The sequence below is a fragment of the Stenotrophomonas geniculata genome (genome assembly GCF_034508895.1).
GTDB classification, from domain to species: Bacteria; Pseudomonadota; Gammaproteobacteria; order Xanthomonadales; family Xanthomonadaceae; genus Stenotrophomonas; species Stenotrophomonas geniculata.
This window is the reverse complement of record NZ_CP140571.1, coordinates 4,035,338-4,052,661: the sequence shown is the minus strand read 5'-3', so window position 1 is coordinate 4,052,661 and position 17,324 is coordinate 4,035,338. Positions and strand designations below refer to the sequence as shown.

Genomic DNA, 17,324 nt, shown 5'->3' with positions numbered 1-17,324 from the left:
GGCGTCATGGAAACGAACGCTTCCTGCATCGGGCATCGACGCTGGGCTATCGCCGAGGGCTACATTCCAGCCTGGAGCAACGGCCCGTCACCGGAAATGCAGAGTCACGAAACCTGCTGCGTCCTCAATGCCGGCAACGAGGACGCGCATGTCACGCTGACCCTCTACTTCGAAGACCGTGATCCGGTGGGCCCCTACCGGGTCACCGTGCCGGCGCGACGCACTTGTCACCTGCGCTTCAACGACCTGCAGGATCCGGCGCCGGTGCCGCGCGGCACCGGCTTTGCCACCCTCGTAGAATCCGACCAGCCGATCATCGTCCAGCACACGCGGCTGGATTCACGGCAACCGGCCAACAGCATCATGACCACCATCGCCCACCCGTTGTGAAGTCCTGCGCGCAGGCGTCCACGCTGCAATGACACCGTGCCCTCCGGTCGTTTACCGGCATGGAGGGAGACTGGCGCCGGTTTCCTTCCGGAGAGTGACGATGGCCCTGCCCGACTACCCACGCCCGCCCTTCCCCGCCCAACAGCAATCCTTCCCCGGCAAGACAACGCAGATGCAACCGCGTCCGGACCACGGCGAGGACAGCTACCGCGGCCATGGCCTGCTGCAGGGCAAGAAGGCACTGATCACCGGCGGTGACAGCGGCATCGGCGCAGCCGTGGCCATCGCCTTTGCACGCGAAGGCGCCGACGTTGCCATCGCGTTCCTCGATGGTGAGCAGGACGATGCCCGCCATGTGCAGCAGCAGATCGAACAGGCCGGGCGCAAGGCCGTGCTGGTGCCCTGTGACATCAGCGACCCGGCACAGGCGCGCTCGCTCGTGGACCGCGTGGCCAGCGAGCTGGACGGTCTCGACATCCTGGTGAACAACGCGGCCTACCAGCGCTACTACGAGCACTTCGACGACATCACCCTGGATGACTGGAAGCGGACGTTCGACACCAACGTCCATGCCGTGTTCAATCTGACACGTTTGTGCGTCCCGCACCTGCGCGGGGGTGGCGCGATCATCAACACCGCGTCGGTCAATTCCAAGCGACCGACCCCGAACATCCTTCCGTACTCCGCGACCAAGGGCGCCGTCGCCAACCTGACGCTGGGGCTGGCGGGCCTGCTGGCCGAGCACCAGATCCGCGTCAATGCCGTGCTGCCCGGCCCGATCTGGACACCGTTCATTCCGGCAGGCATGGCCGCCGAAGAGGTCGAGCAGTTCGGCTCGCAGACGCCGTTCGGCCGCCCCGGGCAGCCAGCCGAACTGGCATCGGCCTATGTGATGCTGGCTTCGGACAATGCCAGTTATACCTCTGGTGCACTGCTGACCATTTCTGGCGGCGCGGCGACGCTGTAGCCTCCATGACCGGATTGCCTGCCTGGATCGAGGATTGGCTGACCGTGGTTGTGCCGGTGGCCGAGGTCCTGGCCATCCTCGGCGTCGCATGGCTGATGGTGCGTGCACTGGCGTGGCTGCTGGTGCAGGCCCGGCAGCGCGGCAGGCTGGCGCCAGAGCTTCATGTGGGCCTGCGCCGCGGCGGTGCTTTGCTGCTGTATCTGGCGGCTGCGCTGCTGATACTGGAGCGGCTGGGCGTTTCGCGCTCGGTGCTGTGGACCGCGCTGACCGGGTTCATGGCCGTCGGTGCGGTGGCGTTCTTCGCCGCATGGAGCGTGTTGTCCAACCTGTTCTGTTCGTTCCTGATCGTCGCCACGCGCCCGTTCCGCATCAATGACACCATCGAAGTGCTGGAAAGCGTGGACAAGCCGGGCCTGTGTGGTCAGGTGGTGGACATCAACCTGATCTACACCACGCTGAGTGATCGTGGCGAAGGCGCGCGTGGTTGCCTGCTGCGCGTGCCCAACTCGTTGTTCTTCCAGCGCATCACCCGGCACTGGGGCGACAGCGGCTATTCGCACCTGCCAGGCAGCCTGCCGATAAAGGGCAAGGCGCGCTGAGTCGCTGTAGCGCCACGGCGGGCGACCCTACTCCGCCGCCAACGCCTGGATGGGGTCCAGCTGTGCAGCACTGCGCGCCGGGAAATAGCCGAAACCAAGCCCGATGGCAGACGAACATGCCAGCGCGGCGAGCACCGGCCCAGGCGTGAACAGGAACGGCACCCCCAGCGACAGCAGGCTGGACAAGGCGCCCACAGCCAACGCGAACAATACCCCGAGTACCCCGCCGAACAGGCAGATCAACACGGCCTCGATCAGGAACTGGCGCAGGATGTCGCCCTGACGGGCACCCACCGCCAGCCTCACACCGATCTCGCGCACGCGCTCCTTCACCGACACCAGCATGATGTTCATCACCCCCACGCCACCGACCACCAGCGCCACCGCTGCAATGGCCGAAACCAGTGCCGCCATGGTCTGGCTGGACTTCATCACCGCCTTGCGGATCTGGTCGGCGTTGTAGATGAAGAAATCACGCCGGCCGTGCAGGCGTTGCAGCTCCGCGCCCAGCGAGGCTTCCGCGGCGGTGGTTGGCACGTCATCCCGCACGCGTACGGTGATGCTCTCCAGCCGCTGGCTGCCCAGCAGACGCGAGGACGCGGAGGTGTACGGCACATACACCGTCGGCGTCGCTCCGCCGGCGAATGCGTTGGGGCCAACCACGCCGATCACTTCCACCGGCATGCCGCCCAGCAGCACCGTGCCGCCGATCGGATTGCCGCTGAACAATGCCTTGGCCGCCTTCTGGTCGACCACGCCCACCGCGCGATGTGCCTCCACCTCGGCATCGGTGAAGAACCGTCCCGCCTTCAGGCGCAGCCCGCGCACACGCGGTAGATCAGCGCCCACGCCAAGCACCTGCGTGTTGGCGCGCCGGTTGCCCTGCAGTGCCGCCACCGAACCGCTCAGGTTGGGGCTTACGCTGTCTACGTAACTCAATGCGGCCAGGTGATCGGCATCGTCCACGACCAACGATTCGATCTCTGCCGAGCGCGGGTCACCAAGGTCCGCGCCCGGGAAGATGTCCAGCGTACTGGCACCCAGTTCGTTGATCTGTGACTCGACCTGTGCCTGTGCGCCCTTGCCCAACGCAACCACGGTCACCACCGCAGCCACGCCGATGATGATGCCCAGCATGGTCAGCAGGGTGCGCAGGCGATGGGCCAGCATCGAACGTACCGCCATCCGTGCAGCTTCCCTGATTGCATCCAGGCGCGCGCGGCGCTCGGCGCCCGGTTCTGGACTGCGCTCGTGGGCAGCAGCATTGCGTGCTGCCGGAGGATCACCCATACCACGGTCGGATACGACCCGACCGTCTGCGATCTCGATCACGCGTGAAGCGTGCGCGGCGATCGCCGCATCATGGGTCACCAGGATCACAGTATGGCCCTGCGCATGCAGGCGCTTGAGTTCCGCCATCACCTGCCTGCCGCTGGCATGATCCAGCGCGCCGGTCGGCTCATCGGCCAGCACGATGGCGCCGCCGTTCATCAGCGAACGCGCAATGGAAACGCGCTGCTGCTGGCCGCCGGACAGCTGGCTGGGCCGGTTCGTGGTGCGCTCACCCAGCCCCAGCGTTTCCAGCAGCATGCGCGCACGGGCGGTGCGCGCATCGGCATCCACGCCGGCATAGACCGCCGGCAACGCCACATTCTCCGTGGCGCTCAGGTTCTCCATCAGGTTGTAGCGCTGGAAGATGAAGCCGAAATGCTCGCGGCGCAGGTGCGCCAGTTCATCGGGTGACATCTGCTCGGTTGCCGCGCCCTGCACGCGGTAGCTGCCTTCGCTTGGCCGGTCCAGGCAGCCCAGAATGTTCATCAGCGTGGATTTGCCCGAACCGGACGGGCCGATGATGGCGATGAACTCGCCCGCCTCGATGCGCAGCGAGACGTCCTTCAACACCACCACCTCGCCGGCGGCCGAGCGGTAGGCGCGCGATACGCCATGCAGTTCCAGCAGCGCGTCGGCCATGTTCACATCCCCAGCAGGCTGGTGGGCTCGGCTTCCGCGCCGCTAGCCGCCTGCCCGACCACCACGTTCTCGCCCGCCTTGAGGCCGGACAGGATCTGCACCGCAGTCGCGGTGCGCAGGCCGGTCGTCACCGCCCGCTCGTGCGCACGGCCCTTGGCATCGATCACCTGGACGGTCGCACGGTTGCCCGCCTTGTCGTCGCGCTCGGACACTGCCGTCAACGGCACCTGCAGCGCATTGGCGGCACGCGCCAGCTGGATCGTCACCTTCACCGTCATCGACGGCTTCAGTTTCAGGCCTGGATTGGGCACGTCAAACAGCCCGGCGTAGTACACCGCCTTCGGCGTCTGCGCCGATCCGCCGGTGTTGCCGGTGGCCACGTCGGCAATCGACGACGGCGCAGGTTCAAGCTGCTGCAGATGCGATTCGTAGCGGCGTCCGCCCGGCCCCAGCGTGGAGAACCACAGAGGTTGGCCAGGCGCGATCAGTTCCACATCGGCCTCCGCGATCTCGGTGCGAACCGTCATCGTGTCCATCTGTGCCAGCATCACGATGGTCGGCGTGGTCTGCATCGAGTTCAGCGTCTGCCCGGCCTTGGTGACGATGGCCACGATGTAGCCGTCGGAAGGTGAGACGATGCGGGTGTAGCCCAGGTTGATCCGCGCGGTTTCCACCTGGGTCACCGCCTGGTCGATCTGGGCCTGCAGCGCTGCCACGTCCGAGCGCGCCGCTTCGCGCGCCACCCGCGCGGACTCGAAACCTTCCTGCGAAACCATCCGCGACGCCACCAGCTGCGCCTGGCGCTCATGCACGCGGATGGCCTGGGCGTAGCGCGCCTGGCTGGCCGCGTGCTGGGCACGCAGCGTGTTGGCAGCTGCTTCGGCGCTGCGCAGGGCGATGCGCTGCGGCTGCGAATCCACTTCGGCAATCAGGTCGCCAGCGTGCACACGCTGGCCCAGCACCACGTGCAGGCGCGTGACCTGGCCCGACACCTGCGCGCCCACCGCCACCAGTTCCTTGGGGTTGACCCGGCCAACGGCCTGCACGGTCTTTTCCAGGTCCGCGACCCTTGCCGGGGCCGTGATCAGCGCGGCATCATCACCTTCGACGAACAGCCACCCGCCGGTGCCGCCTGCAAGAAGTACAACGATTGCGGCAATGATCCAGGTCCTGCGATTGTTCATCGGAAGGCTCGCATGCACGCAGCCACCGGATGTGACCGCAGAAGCCGCAGTCTGGAAGGTAGTGGTGGATGTTTCTTGGAGCCACTGTGGAGATTGCATGGAGGCCGCACATCCGTTCAGGCACGGGGCCCGCTCCTGAACGGCACGGATCGCGTCCACGAAATCTCGACACAATCTCGACCAAGTCTCCATCAACGGCCCCTAGCCTTGTCGGCCTCGCCGACTGCTCCGCCGCCGTGTCCTTCCCGTTTCCAGACCTGCCTCCCATCGATGTCCGCCGCGCCTACCTTGCCTGGTGCGCGCCTTCGCCGTGGCTGCTTGCGCTGGTGCTGACGTCAACCAGTGCCTGGATGCTTGCCAGCGCGAACCCGGCGCCGCCCCTGCTGGCGGGCGCCGGTGCTGCCGCGCTGGTGTGGTTCCGCAGCGAAGGCCCGGGTCATTCGGCGCGCGCGGGCACCCTGGCGTCGGCGTCGCTGATCGGCCTCGCGGCCTGGTCCGCCTCCGCCGCTGACGTGAGCCTCATGCCGGCAGGGATGGCGGCTGTCCTGGTGGCCGCGTTGCTTGCCCTGCGCCTGCGGGCCGTGGTCCGCATGGCCCGCCGCCTGCAGGACCGGGTGGACGCAACGGGCATGCAATCGCGGTGGAGCAAGCTGCCTGCGGCCGTATCGACCCTGCTCGCACAGCACCTGCGCGCCACCACAACACTGGCGCCCGCCCTGCAGCACACGCTGGTGCTGGCCACCCTGGCCTGGGCCGCCCACGAAGAAGCGCAGACCCTGGAACGGCCACGATGACACCGTCGCCGGCGTTTCCCATTCCTTACTTGAAACCGCAGCATGCAATGAAATCCGATGCCCGCACGCGCCTGGCGCCCCTGGTGCTCATTGCCGAAGATGAAGGCGAAATCGCCGACATTCTCGGCGCCTACCTGGCCCGCTCCGGGCTGCGCAGCGCCCGCGCCGCCGACGGCGAAGCCGCCCTCACCAGCCACCGCCAGCTGCGCCCCGACCTGGTGCTGCTGGACGTGCAGATGCCGAAGATGGACGGCTGGCAGGTGCTGAGCGAGTTGCGCCGGCGCGGCAACACCCCGGTAATCATGCTCACCGCACTGGACCAGGACGTGGACAAGCTCACTGGCCTGCGCGTCGGTGCCGACGACTACGTGGCCAAGCCATTCAATCCCGCCGAGATCGTCGCCCGCATCCAGGCGGTGCTGCGCCGTAGCGCGAAGCCCATTGCAGAAGAGCCCAACGGGCTGATCCGGCAGGGGCCGTTCGAGATCGACCTGCGCAGCCATGAAGTCACCGTGCGCACCGATGACCACGTGCATGCTCTGAGTTTCACGCTCACCGAGTTCCGTCTGCTGGTACACATGGCGCGCGCACCGCGCATGGTGCACAGCCGGCTGGATCTGCTCCAGACCTGCCTGCCGGAAGGCGATGCGCAGGAGCGCACCGTGGACAGCCACGTCAGCAAGCTGCGCCGCAAGCTGGAGGAAGCAGGCGTCATCGGCATTCCCGCCACCATCCGCGGTGTCGGCTACCGCTTCCTGGACTGAGCCGATGAACCCCAAAGGCAAGAGCATCGGGCGCCAGATCACGCTCTCCATCACGGTCGCGTCGCTATGTTCGACCGTACTGTCGATCAGTGGTTTCTACCTGTTCTATTACCTGATGGAGGTGTTCTATCCACGCTGGTACGACGAACCGGAAACCATCATGCCGTCAGGCCTGGAATGGCTGTGGATCGGCCTGACCGCCACCGTGGTCGTTGCGCTGGCCACATTGATCGCCTCGCGCCTGACCCGGCGCATCATCACCCCGCTGAACTCGGTCGCCGAAAGCCTGCGTCGCGTCGCCAGCGGTGATCTGGAGGCGCGTGCGCGCGGCGGTGACACCTCGATGACCGAGGCCGCCGCGCTGGTCAGCGACTTCAATTCCATGGCCGAGCGATTGAGCCGGATGTCGGAGAACCGCGTGTTCTGGAACGCGGCGATCGCACACGAACTGCGCACGCCGATGACCATCCTGCGCGGCCGCCTGCAGGGCATCGCCGAAGGCGTGTTCGAGCCCGGGCCGGAGCAGTTCAACAGCATGCTCACCCAGCTGGAGGGCCTGACCCGCATCATCGAGGACCTGCGCGTGGTCAGCCTTGCCGAGAGCGGCCACCTCGATCTGCGCCTGCAGCGCAGCGACGTCAGCGTGCAGGTGGCCGCAGTAGTGGAAGCGATGTCCGAGGCGCTGACCGAGAGTGGTTTCTCGGTGACCTTGGACGCGCGTTCTTCACTGGCCGACTGCGACCCGGCGCGCATCCGCCAGGCGGTGCTGGCGCTACTGGAAAACGCACGCCGCCATGCCATTCCCTGCCCGCTGCGCGTACACGTGACGCTGGCCGAAGGCCATTGCACCGTAACCGTTGAGGATGGTGGCCCGGGTGTGCCGGACGACCTTCGCGACAGCATCTTTGAAGCCTTCCAGCGCACCGATGTATCGCGCTCGCGGCAGAGCGGCGGCTCCGGTCTCGGCCTGGCGGTGGTGCGGGCGATTGCCGTGGCCCATCACGGAAAGGCGCGATGCCGGGCGACCGAACGTGGCGGCAGTGCCTTCGAAATACGCTGGCCGGTGCACGCGCGTCGTTGAGAGCGCGGCGTCGCGGCAGACGCTGCCCTGGTACCGGCCCACCTTGCTGGGCACCACGGCCTCCGCTGAACGCCGCCGGTTTCTCCACGCAATCTCCATCGTCCCTCCATGCCCGCTCCAAAGGGCTGCAGATACTGGGCGCGACCCGGGAGATGGCAGGCATCGTCCCCTGCCCTGTCCCCGACCCATCCAGGCACCCCATGAAACACCCCCACGATCCAGCGGCCGCCGCCGGCAGCATCGGCCAGCAGAATGCGGCCGCCACTCTGAAGGCCATCCTGCGCACCTACCCCTGGCAGCTCACCGGCACGTTCTCGCTGGTGGCACTGGAGAACACACTGCTGCTGGCCTATCCCTTGTTCGCCGGCTTCGCGGTGGACGCGATCATCAGCGGCAACATCGGCCATGCCGTCTCCTATGCCGGCGTGGTACTGATGTTCTGGTTGGTCGGTGCCGCCCGTCGAGCGGTCGATACACGCACCTTCACCCGCATCTATGCCGATCTGGCGGTGAACGTGGTGCAGGCGCAGCGTCGGCTGGGCCAGGCCACGTCCACCTCGGCGGCACGCGTGGTGCTGGCCCGCGAGTTCGTCGACTTTTTTGAAAAGCACGTGCCGATCATCGCCACCGCGCTGGCATCGATGTTCGGTGCGGTGGCCATGCTGATGGCGATCGAGCCGATGGTCGGTGCCGCTGGCCTGGTCACCCTGCTCGGCGCCCTGCTGGTGCTGCCCTCGTTCGCACGCCGCAACGAGCAGCTGCACGGCCGCCTGAACAACCGCCTGGAACACGAAATCCGGCTGGTCGACCGGGTCAGCCCCTCGGTGCTGCGCCGCCACTACACCACGCTGTCGCGCCTGCGCATCCTGTTGTCAGACCGCGAAGCGGGCGCCTACGTGGTGATCGGGCTGGCTGCCGCGGCATTGTTCGCACTGACCATCGGCCGCCTCGCAACCACTGAGGGTGTCACGCCAGGCCACGTCTACGCGGTGATGACCTATCTGTGGACCTTCGTCGGCAGCCTGGACGATGCACCGTCAATGGTCGACCAGCTGGCGCGGCTGAAGGACATCGGCCGGCGAGTCAGCCCCGGGATTGACGACGCGGAGCACCAGGACGCCGCTTGACCGGTAGATGCCCACCTTGGTGGGCAACGGTGTATCGCGGCGCCAACCAAGGTTCGCGACTACCGGGGCAACGGGGCCAACCATGGTTGACGGCTACCTCGCGGCAGCGGGGCGCCCACACATCGTCAAAGCACCCATGATCAATGCCTGCATGCTGCGGTCGAACTCGGCATCCTGCGCCGCACGGTCCAGTGGCCGCCGCGCGGTGTCCGCCACGGCGTGCCGCGAATACACGGTGTCAGCCAAGGCCACAGCGTGATAGGCCACGGTCGACAGCAACCATGCTGCCTGTTCCTGCGGCAGATCATGCACTCGACTGAACTCGGCATGGTGGCGCTGGATGCGCGCCACCATCTCCGGGGTCTTCGCGCCGTGGCTCACAAGGAACGGGGCCAGGCCGGGGTTCTCGTCCACGAGCATCCGCAGGGAACGCTGGAACGCGTACAGATCGTCGTTGATGCTACGTCCCGCGCCGGCATCCAGCGGCGGTGCCTGCCAACGCTCGAAGATCGCTTCAGCCACCAGCTCGCGCAGCGCCGCCAGATTCGCCACGTGCTTGTACAGCGCGATGTGGCTGACCCCCAGCGCTGCGGCCACGCCCACGAAGCTCAGCCCCGGCAGCGTCATCGCGATGCCAGCGTCGGCGATGCGCTCTCGGGTGATGGTGGGTGGTCGCCCACGGGCAGCGGTCTTCTTCGGTGCAGCCATTGCGGTTGCGGTTCCTGCGCGGCGCGCTGGCAAGGCCTGTCATGGTGGTCTGCGGCAACGCAATGGTCAACGCGCTGGATACGCTTCCAGCAGGCCTGGGTTGCGGGACGATCAATTTAGTTTACTATGATGTAACTAATTCGCATTCGCAGCCTTCTGGATCGTTGTCGATGTCCGCGCCTACCCTTTCCACCACCCCGGCCGGGCCGCTGCGCGGCGCCGAACACGACCGTGGCCTGCAGGCGCTGCGCGTCCACGTGGTTGACGTCACGCAGCCCTGCGCGAGCCTGCTTCGGCTGGTCGTACAGCTGCCGCCACAGGCCGAGCTGGCACCCTGGCAGCGTGCCAACACCGCCGTTCGCATCCAGCTGGGTGCCGCGTTTGCCGATGTGTCACGGATCTACACCGTGCGCAGCGTCGACGCGCAGGCGCGCCGTTTCACACTGGACGTGGTGCTGCACGAGGCTCCGGGGCCGATGCTGGCCTGGGTGCGCGCACTGCAGCCCGGCGACGCCTTCGATCTCAACGGTCCGCGCCCGCATCTGCAGGTGCCGCACCGCGAGGGTAGCGTTGCCCTGCTGTTCGCCGATCAGAGCGCCATCCCGGCACTATCCGCCTTGCTGCAGCAGTGGCCCAGCGGCCTTCGCGCGCAGGCCTGGATCGCTTCGGATGATCCCTTCCCGGTAGACGAACTGCCTGCCGTCGACGGCGTCTGCATGCAGCGCCTGGCCACGGGCGCTACGCCGTTGCTGCAGCAGGCACGCCGTCTGCGCATGGGGGCGAACAACACCGTCTGGGCCGCAGGCGAACGCGAAGAGATGCGCGCCCTGCGCCGCTACTTCCTTGAAGCGTGCGGTCTGCCGCGCGCAGACGTCGCCGTGGCCGGTTACTGGAAACACGGCCAGACCACCACCGAGACCGACCAGCGCCGCCGTCGCAACTACGAGCGTTTGCTGGCGCGCGGCGGCGGACTGCAGGACCTCGACGACCTCGCCGACGACATCTGATCCACCTCGCACCACCCGCGCCCTGCGCTTCGTTCCACCCAGCCACAGATCGCCCACGCACCTCGCGTGCAGCACTGCCCCAGCGGCAGTGCCGTGCCCTCTGCCAGCCATTCCACAGCCCGCGTCGTCCTGCCCGTGCAGGTCATCGACGGCGCCGTGCTGGCCGATTGCACGACCCATCACACGAGAACTGCCATGTCCCTCCCCCTTCGATCCCTGTCCCTCCCACGCCGCTCCGCGCTGTCCCTGGCCGCACGTACCGCGTTGCTGCCCACCCTGCTGATCGCCACCGCCGCCCGCGCTGACGACGCGCCCGACGGTGCCCACCAGCTGCCTACGGTGAACGTGCGCGCCGACAAGACCGCGCCTGCCGATGCCTATGCCGGCGGCCAGGTCGCCCGCGGCAGTGGCGTCGGCCTGCTCGGCGAGCTCGACTTCATGGACACCCCGTTCAACACCACCCGCTACACCGCCGGGTTCATCGAGAACATCCAGGCACCGGATCTGGTAAGGGTGATCGCGCTGACCGATCCCAGCGTCTACAGCAGTGGATCCAGCGGTGGCATCACCGACTACTTCAACATCCGTGGCTTCGGTGTTGCCTCGTCGGATATCGGCTTCGGCGGACTCTACGGCCTGATCCCCTACTACCGAGTCACCCCCGAACTGGCCGAGAGCATCGAAGTACTCAAGGGGCCATCGGCACTGCTCAACGGCATGCCGCCGGGTGGCTCGGTGGGCGGTGCGGTGAACCTGGTACCCAAGCGCGCAGGTGATACGCCGTTGACCCGCTTCACGGCCAGCTACGGCAGCGACGCGCAGTTCGGCGGCCATCTGGATGTTGGTCGTCGCTTTGGCGCGCAGCAGCAGTTCGGTGTGCGCCTCAATGCCGTGCATCGCGATGGCGACACCGCCACCGACCACCAGCAGCACAAGACGCAGCTGGCGTCGCTGGGCCTGGACTGGAGGGGTGAACGCTCGCAGGTCTCGCTGGACCTGTTCAGCAGCCGTGACCATGTGGATGGACTCAATCGTGGCGTTTCGCTGGCAGCCGGCCTGGCCGTGCCCCGCCCGCCGAAGGCCAGCACCCTGTTCGCACCGGATTGGACCTTCAGCAACGTCAAGGACTCGGCCGCCGCGCTGCGCTGGTCGTTCGACATCAATGACCACCTGCAGGCTCGCGCCAGCTACGGCCACGGCCATACCGATTTCGATTCCATCGCCAGTGCCACCACGCTGATCACCAACACCGCCGGCGATTTCCGCAACAACTTCGCCCACCAGCGCTTCATCTACAGCAAGGACACCGCCGAAGCCGGCCTCTCGGCACGCTTCCGCACCGGCCCGGTCAATCACGCACTGGCGATCAGTGCCGCCTGGTACCAGCACGACCAGAAATTCGGCTTCAAGCGCAATCTGCTGGCCCGCGACTGGGTGACCAACCTGTACGACCCGCAGTGGGGCCCCGCCATCGATCGCAGCTTCAGTGATGCGTCGCTGCCGAAGACCGCGGAAGTGCGTACCACCAGCTTCGGCATCGCCGACACGTTGTCCTTCATCGATGACCGCGTGCAGCTGACCGTGGGCATCCGCCACCAGACCGTGCTCAGCGACACCTTCGACGGCAGCACCGGCAAACGCACCGCACGCTACGACGCCAGCGCCAATACCCCGGCCGGTGCACTGCTGTTCAAGGCCAGCGATCGACTGTCGCTGTACGCCAATTACATTGAAGGCCTGAGCCAGGGCAGCACCGCCCCGGTCAGCGCAGCGAATGCGGGCGAGGTGTTCCCGCCGTTCAAGACCCGCCAGCGTGAGGTCGGCGCCAAGTTCGACTTCGGCCGTCTGGCGAGCACATTGAGCGTGTACGAGATCGAAAAGCCCAGTTCCTATACCGACCCGACCACCAATGTGTTCTCGTTCGGCGGCCAGCAGCGCAACCGTGGCGTGGAATGGACCGTGTTCGGCCAGGCGACCGAACAGCTGCGCGTGCTGGGTGGCATCGGCTGGCTGCAGCCGAAGCTGACCCGCACTCAGGGCGGCATCAACGAAGGCCGGCTGGCCACGGCCACACCGCAATGGCAGGGCAAGCTGGGCGTCGAATGGGACGTGCCCGCCGTGGCCGGCCTCACCCTCACCGGCAACGCGGTCAGCCTGTCCAAGGGTTACATCAATGCTGACAACAGCCAGTGGGTGGCAGGCCGCACCGTGTTCGATCTCGGTGCCCGCTATGCGACGCAGGCGGCCGGCCATCCGCTGGTACTGCGCGCCACCGTGCAGAACGTGACCAACAAGGCGTACTGGGCCGGCAGCCTCGGCTCCGGCCTGGGCACGCCGCGCACCGCCGTGCTGTCGGCCACCGTCGATTTCTGATCCTGGTTTCAAGGGCACCGCGCCATCGCGCGTGGTGCCCCGGAGAAGTGCCTTGACCGTTTCCCGTACCGCTTCCGTGCTGGCCTGGCTGCCCCTGGTCTCACGCATCATCGCCGCGTTGTTCGGCGGCTATGTACTCGCCGCGCTGTGCAGCATCGCCGCGCTGGCGCTGCCCATCGATGGTCGCCAGGCCGTGTTCACCGGCATGCTGGCCAGCTTCCTGCTGTACGCCGGCGCCGTGGTCTGGGTGTTCGCGGTGCGCTCGGCGCGGCGCGCATGGATCGGGTTGATCGTGATCGCCCTGCCACTGTGGTTGGTTGCGCAATCGGTCGCCAACGGAGGCGCTGCATGAGCAAGATCAATCGCACCGCCAAGCCACGCGGCATCCGACAGACCATGTCAGACCTGCATATCTGGGTCGGCCTGCTGGCCGGCTGGATCCTGTACGCGATGTTCCTCACCGGCACCGCCAGCTATTTCCGCGACGAGCTCTCGCGCTACACACGCCCGGAAATCGCCACGCCCTCCACATTGCCGGATGCGGCGATGGTCGCGCAGCGCACGGTCTCCAGCATCATTGCCGAGACACCGGCAGCCAGCCAGATCAACCTGAGCCTGCCGAGCACGCGCATGCCGTGGGTATCGGCGATGTGGGCCAGCCCAGGTGGGCGAGGCCGGCATGGTTTCGACTCGGGCCTGTTCGACGCCAGCACCGGTGCGCCGCTGCAGGCACGCGACACCGGCGGCGGCGACTTCTTCTATGCGTTCCACTTCAACCTGCACTACATGCCAGCCATGTGGGGCCGCTGGATCGTCGGCGTCTGCGCGATGTTCATGCTGGTGGCCATCGTCAGCGGCGTGATCACCCACAAGAAGATCTTCGCCGACTTCTTCACCTTCCGCTGGGGCAAGGGCCAGCGCTCGTGGCTGGATGGTCACGCGGCGCTGTCGGTACTCGGCCTGCCGTTCCATTTCATGATCACCTGGAGTGGCCTGGTGATGCTGGCGGTGCTGTACATGCCTTGGGGACTGGCCAAACTGCCGGACAAGCGCCAGCAGGCCGAGGTGGTCAGCGAGATGCGGCTGTTCCTGCCGCCGCAGAAGGCCGCGGGGCACGCCGCTCCACTTACCGACATCAGCACACTGGTGCGGCAGGCCGAACAGCGGTGGGGAACCGGCGCGGTGGGCAGCGTGCAGGTGCAGAACCCCGGCGACGAGAACGCACGCGTGGCTGTGGTGCGTGCGCAGTCCAGCCGCGTTTCGACCACGCCGAACTACCTGCTGTTCGATGGCGGCGGCGGGCAGCTGCTGCAGCTCAAGGAGCACTCGGGCGTCGCCGCCGATACCCAGGGCGTGCTGTATGGCCTGCACCTGGGGCGTTTTGCCGACGCCGCCCTGCGCTGGCTGTACTTCATCGTCAGCCTCGCCGGCACCGCCATGGTCGGCACCGGACTGGTGCTGTGGACGGTGAAGCGCCGCACCCAGCTGCCTGACCTGCAACGGCCCTACTTCGGCTTCCGGTTGGTGGAGCGCCTCAACATCGCCACGATTGCTGGCCTGTCGGTGGCGATGGCGGCCTATCTGTGGGCGAACCGCCTGCTGCCCGCGAGCATGGACGGGCGTGCGGCGTGGGAGGTGCATGTGTTCTTCCTGGCCTGGGCAGCGATGTTCGTGCACGCCACGCTGCGCACACCCAAGCGTGCGTGGATCGAACAGTTCGTGCTGGGAGCGTTGTTGCTGGCGCTGTTGCCGGCACTCACGGCGACGACGACGGCACATCCGTTGTGGCGCACCTTGGCCGCAGGTGATTGGGCGTTCGCCGGTACCGATCTGACCCTGCTGGCATTGGCCGTCCTGCATGCAGTGCTGGCGTGGCGCATCTGGAAGCACGCACCGAAGGTGAAGCGTGCACGCCCGCCTACCGCACCACGCACTGCAGTACCGGAGGCCAGTGCATGATCCACGTCATTCTGTTTGTGCTGTCAATGGCCGCATTCAGTTGCTTGGCACTGGCGATGGAACGCCATCAGCGCGATGTGTTACGCCGCATACTGAGCGCACAGGCCGTTCAGCAACTGCGCGCAGTCGGTTGGGCACTGCTGGTGTTCAGCGCCGTGTTTGCCATGCGCGCGTTGGGCGTGGGTTCTGGTCTGGCCGCGCTGTCCGGCCACACCAGCGTCGCCGCCGGTGTGGTGGTGCTGGCGATGGTGGCGCATGGGCGGCTGAATCGGTAGATACCCACCTTGGTGGGCACCGGGCCTGAGCGGCGTTGCTCTGATAGATGCCCACCTTGGTGGGCACCGATGGAAGCCGGTGCCAACCAAAGTTGGCAGCTACCGGGCGCGATGAACGTTGCTTCGATTCGCTGGCCCGCGCGAAAAACAGCCGAGCATGGCTGGGCTCTACAGAAAAGCCGCCATGCGCTGCAGCTCGTCTTCCAACGCGCCACGAAACACCCTGTCGCGGGCCAGCGACTTGCCGGCATAGCCCACACTCGATGCCAACTCACCTTCGTGCACGCTGAGATTGGCCCAGCCCACCACCTGGTCGTGCCACAACACCGGCAGCGCGTAGTACCCATACTGTCGCTTCGGTGCAGGTGTATACGCCTCGAACTTGTACACCCAACCCCACAGCAGCTCGAAGCGGCGGCGGTCCCACACCACCGGGTCGAACGGCGCCAGCAGGCGCACCTGTTCGTCCGGTGCATGGCGGCGCGAACGCGGATTCTCGTCCACCGGCCAGTACCAGGTGGTGCCCTCCAGCGTGCAGCTGGCCAGTTGTTGCTTGGCCAACGCCAACGCCTGCCGGGTCTGCTCGGCCAGATGTGGGGCGCCATAGCCCAGCAGGCGCACCAGATAGGTCAGGCTGGCCGAGGGCAGCGGCGCGTACTTGCGCACCACCAGGTCGATCAGGGCGGCGGCCCGTTCAACCTGCGCCTGCTCGCTGGCGTCCGGCTCGGCGTGCTCGGCCACTGCATAGATGCGGGTGCCACTGTCGCGCCGCTGCACCCGCAGCAGGCCACGGTAGTGCATGCCGTCAAGCAGATGCGTGCTTGCGTTGCTGGTGCCGCCCCAGTAATTGGTCACCCGCCCATGCGCGAACGCCTGGTCCACCTCGCGCGGGTGCACGCTGCCGCGCTCGCGCACGAAGGCCAGCACGTCGGCGGCGCGGCGATGGGTCTCGGCGTCCCATTCGCGCTTGGACACGCGCGGGTGCATCAGTGCCAGATGCTCGCGCGGCAGGAAGCCGTAGTTCACCAGGCAATCCTCTTCCACCGGCAGGCGCGTGTAGCGCCGCTCAAGATCGCCTGCGCGGTAGTCCTTCACCCGGTGGCGCAGGGTCAGGTCCTGTGCGCGCGCCGGTGCCCTGATCGGGTCGGCCTGCACGAAGCCCAGCCGTCGTATCGCGGTCAGCAGCGTGGTCGGCTTGAACAGGGTGCGCGCCACCGCGTAGCGGCGAAGATCATCGAGAGTAGGCGTGGCAGGCATGGCCGCATTGTATTCTCGACACCACGCGATCCGTCCAGTAGAGCCAGGCCATGCCTGGCTGGCGTCAGGGTGAACGGCCAGGATCGTCCACGCATGGCATGCATCTACCGAAGCCGCGACACCTCCAGCGAACCGATCACCAGCGCCCGCATGCCCTGCTTGAACTCGGTGATCACCTGCCCTTCTTCATCGTCCGCAATCGCGTAGATCGTATCGGCGCCGGCGATGCAGTAGAAGGCGATCGTGGCCAGCAGCCAGCGCGCCTTGTCCACCGGCAGGCCGAACACATCAGCCACGTGTGCCTGGTGCGAGGCGATCTTTTCCAGCATCGGCGCGGTCGCCACCGTGCGCCGCAACAGGTACGGTGGCAGCCCGGGATGTGCCTTCACCACCTCGCACAGTGACTCCACGAACCGCATCAGGTAGGCCTCCAGCCCACCCGGTGCGTCGACCGACGCGCGCGGAATCTGCCAGCGCTGGAACACCGCCTCGGCCACCAGGCGTTTCAACGCCTCCAGGTTGGCCACGCGCTTGTACAGCGCCGCCTGGGTCACCGCCAGTTCGGCGGCCACGTTGGCCATGGTCAGGTTGGGTAGGCCCAGGCGGATGCCGATGTCGGCCAGGCGCTCCGGGGTGATGGTGGGCGGGCGGCCACGGGTCGGCGCCGTTGGATCGGAGTGAGGGCTCATACGGTGCGTGCTCATACCCTGCTGAGGGTGCCAGCAAAGGGACCCTCTTGTCCGCTTCGATTGATTTAGTTTAATTTACTCAACTAATTCGGAATGCGTCCAGCACGCTGCCCGTAGTCGAGCCCATGGCTCACCTTCCGCCAGGTCCCCACCCAGCCAACAACCCTGCGCTGCGCCCT

The 17,324-nt window shown here is 66.9% G+C and carries 17 protein-coding genes; 12 read left to right on the top strand and 5 right to left on the bottom strand.

Going from position 1 to position 17,324, the window contains the following annotated elements; all coding sequences use genetic code 11:
• Window positions 1–6 precede the first annotated feature (6 nt).
• The 3 genes from RI032_RS18665 to RI032_RS18655 all read left to right on the top strand — a co-directional run bounded on the left by RI032_RS18665 (window position 7) and on the right by RI032_RS18655 (window position 1,956).
• The gene (locus RI032_RS18665; RefSeq protein WP_058982857.1) at window positions 7–390 is read left to right on the top strand and encodes a sensory rhodopsin transducer; all 384 of its coding nucleotides are present in this window, start codon (window positions 7–9) and stop codon (window positions 388–390) included.
• A gap of 100 nt (window positions 391–490) precedes the next feature.
• Window positions 491–1,357, top strand: coding sequence for a glucose 1-dehydrogenase (locus tag RI032_RS18660; protein WP_322547486.1), 867 nt, complete (start codon window positions 491–493; stop codon window positions 1,355–1,357).
• A gap of 5 nt (window positions 1,358–1,362) precedes the next feature.
• Complete coding sequence (locus tag RI032_RS18655; RefSeq protein ID WP_134957690.1) at window positions 1,363–1,956, top strand: mechanosensitive ion channel domain-containing protein; 594 nt, start codon at window positions 1,363–1,365, stop codon at window positions 1,954–1,956.
• Between the two features lie 27 nt (window positions 1,957–1,983).
• On the opposite strand, the gene RI032_RS18650 is transcribed toward RI032_RS18655, so the two are convergent.
• Window positions 1,984–3,927 (bottom strand): MacB family efflux pump subunit, encoded by a 1,944-nt coding sequence (locus RI032_RS18650; RefSeq protein WP_322547485.1) that lies wholly within the window; start codon window positions 3,925–3,927, stop codon window positions 1,984–1,986.
• 2 nt (window positions 3,928–3,929) lie between these two features.
• Window positions 3,930–5,111, bottom strand: coding sequence for an efflux RND transporter periplasmic adaptor subunit (locus RI032_RS18645; protein ID WP_322547484.1), 1,182 nt, complete (start codon window positions 5,109–5,111; stop codon window positions 3,930–3,932).
• A gap of 329 nt (window positions 5,112–5,440) precedes the next feature.
• Between RI032_RS18645 and RI032_RS18640 the strand changes: the two genes are divergently transcribed.
• From RI032_RS18640 to RI032_RS18625, 4 genes are all read left to right on the top strand, one after another.
• Window positions 5,441–5,905 (top strand): hypothetical protein, encoded by a 465-nt coding sequence (locus RI032_RS18640; RefSeq protein ID WP_029550736.1) that lies wholly within the window; start codon window positions 5,441–5,443, stop codon window positions 5,903–5,905.
• 47 nt (window positions 5,906–5,952) lie between these two features.
• A complete protein-coding gene (locus RI032_RS18635; RefSeq protein ID WP_019337245.1) occupies window positions 5,953–6,669 on the top strand; it encodes a response regulator in 717 nt (238 codons plus the stop codon).
• Window positions 6,670–6,673: 4 nt separating this feature from the next.
• A complete protein-coding gene (locus RI032_RS18630) occupies window positions 6,674–7,750 on the top strand; it encodes an ATP-binding protein (protein ID WP_134957686.1) in 1,077 nt (358 codons plus the stop codon).
• Between the two features lie 200 nt (window positions 7,751–7,950).
• Window positions 7,951–8,877, top strand: coding sequence for an ABC transporter six-transmembrane domain-containing protein (locus RI032_RS18625; protein WP_322547483.1), 927 nt, complete (start codon window positions 7,951–7,953; stop codon window positions 8,875–8,877).
• A gap of 93 nt (window positions 8,878–8,970) precedes the next feature.
• On the opposite strand, the gene RI032_RS18620 is transcribed toward RI032_RS18625, so the two are convergent.
• Window positions 8,971–9,585, bottom strand: coding sequence for a TetR/AcrR family transcriptional regulator (locus tag RI032_RS18620; protein WP_057503996.1), 615 nt, complete (start codon window positions 9,583–9,585; stop codon window positions 8,971–8,973).
• A gap of 170 nt (window positions 9,586–9,755) precedes the next feature.
• Here RI032_RS18620 and RI032_RS18615 point away from each other — a divergent pair, with 170 nt between their 5' ends.
• The 5 genes from RI032_RS18615 to RI032_RS18595 all read left to right on the top strand — a co-directional run bounded on the left by RI032_RS18615 (window position 9,756) and on the right by RI032_RS18595 (window position 15,199).
• Window positions 9,756–10,592: a siderophore-interacting protein gene (locus RI032_RS18615; RefSeq protein WP_322547482.1), complete on the top strand. Its 837-nt coding sequence runs from the start codon at window positions 9,756–9,758 to the stop codon at window positions 10,590–10,592.
• Window positions 10,593–10,787: 195 nt separating this feature from the next.
• Window positions 10,788–12,965 carry a TonB-dependent receptor gene (locus RI032_RS18610; RefSeq protein WP_322547481.1) on the top strand — a complete coding sequence of 726 codons (2,178 nt, stop codon included), beginning with the start codon at window positions 10,788–10,790 and terminating at the stop codon, window positions 12,963–12,965.
• Window positions 12,966–13,017: 52 nt separating this feature from the next.
• On the top strand, window positions 13,018–13,317 hold the full coding sequence (locus RI032_RS18605; protein WP_109814203.1) for a DUF3649 domain-containing protein: 300 nt from the start codon (window positions 13,018–13,020) through the stop codon (window positions 13,315–13,317).
• Window positions 13,314–14,924 carry a PepSY-associated TM helix domain-containing protein gene (locus tag RI032_RS18600; RefSeq protein WP_322547480.1) on the top strand — a complete coding sequence of 537 codons (1,611 nt, stop codon included), beginning with the start codon at window positions 13,314–13,316 and terminating at the stop codon, window positions 14,922–14,924. Before RI032_RS18605 ends, RI032_RS18600 begins: the two co-directional genes overlap by 4 nt.
• Entirely contained in the window at window positions 14,921–15,199 is a 279-nt protein-coding gene (locus RI032_RS18595) for a DUF3325 domain-containing protein (RefSeq protein ID WP_322547479.1), read from the top strand. Before RI032_RS18600 ends, RI032_RS18595 begins: the two co-directional genes overlap by 4 nt.
• A gap of 168 nt (window positions 15,200–15,367) precedes the next feature.
• Here RI032_RS18595 and RI032_RS18590 read toward each other — a convergent pair whose 3' ends face one another.
• On the bottom strand, window positions 15,368–16,456 hold the full coding sequence (locus tag RI032_RS18590) for a DNA glycosylase AlkZ-like family protein (RefSeq protein ID WP_109814206.1): 1,089 nt from the start codon (window positions 16,454–16,456) through the stop codon (window positions 15,368–15,370).
• 104 nt (window positions 16,457–16,560) lie between these two features.
• The gene (locus tag RI032_RS18585; protein ID WP_010485484.1) at window positions 16,561–17,145 is read right to left on the bottom strand and encodes a TetR/AcrR family transcriptional regulator; all 585 of its coding nucleotides are present in this window, start codon (window positions 17,143–17,145) and stop codon (window positions 16,561–16,563) included.
• Window positions 17,146–17,324: the final 179 nt, after the last annotated feature.